Source organism: Allobosea massiliensis (genome assembly GCF_042655245.1).
In the GTDB taxonomy this organism is placed as follows: Bacteria; Pseudomonadota; Alphaproteobacteria; order Rhizobiales; family Beijerinckiaceae; genus Allobosea; species Allobosea massiliensis.
In genome coordinates this window covers 1-854 of record NZ_JBHSLU010000059.1, presented here as the reverse complement: position 1 = coordinate 854, position 854 = coordinate 1, and the positions used below count along the sequence as shown (strand labels likewise).

Genomic DNA, 854 nt, shown 5'->3' with positions numbered 1-854 from the left:
ACGGCAAAACCTTTGGTCTGATATTCGGCGACGTGACGATCCGTCAGCATGCTCTGCTCTTTCCTGGTGACGGGCGCCGCAATCAGGGACGCCGCGCCGTAGTGGTGCATCGATTGAATATTTGCATCACTATGGGCGACATATGACGTCCGTTTATCAGGCTCGTGAAACTTCAATGACAGCACTTAAACTCAGCTCTACCTCCTCGCGTAGCTGCGATGGAGAAATTTCACCCAGAGCCGCCTGATCATGACGGCCCGGTCCCAATTCTACACCACCTTGACGGATGCTATCCCATATTCGGCCAGATAAACCGGCCCTTCTCCAGCCGCCGGGTAAAAAGGCAGGCGCCCAGACCATCATGCCAGATGATCTTCAAAATATCCGATCTGCGGCCCCTGAAGACGAAGAGATGCCCTGACAACGGATCATGCTGCAGAACCTCCTGCACCCGAAGCGCCAAGGAGGGAAAGCCACAGCGCATGTCCGTATATCCGCGCCTTCCTGGCGGGCACCCTTGATCCCGAATATTCCCGTCAGCTGACCGAGCAACTACGACAGGCAGGCGTCCCGGTTTGACCATGCCGTCGCTGGCAATTAATCTGAGCACGTGGCGGATGTTTGCAAGCAGACCCGGATGTTTGCGAGCACATTGGCAAAGAGCGTGAGCACGACGCCCGCTCCATTGTCAGATAATTCGAGCAGAAAATGCCGATGTTTGCGAGCAGAGGCGCTTATGTTGGCAAGCCGCTACACTTAAGGGTCAGTAGATTGATGCCTTCGCTCGCGAACCCGATGTACAGCGCTCCGCCGCCGACCAGCGCCGCACGGACCGGGTTTCGTTCATCGATGCC

The 854-nt window shown here is 56.6% G+C and carries 1 protein-coding gene; it reads right to left on the bottom strand.

Annotated features, from left to right (window positions below):
* Positions 1-289: 289 nt before the first annotated feature.
* A complete protein-coding gene (tnpB, locus tag ACFPN9_RS17165) occupies positions 290-484 on the bottom strand; it encodes an IS66 family insertion sequence element accessory protein TnpB (protein ID WP_006473174.1) in 195 nt (64 codons plus the stop codon).
* Positions 485-854: the final 370 nt, after the last annotated feature.

Excerpts from the sequence above, each read along its gene's own strand:
- tnpB (WP_006473174.1), bottom strand. The coding sequence starts at position 484 with ATGCGCTGTGGCTTTCCCTCCTTGGCGCTTCGGGTGCAGGAGGTTCTG.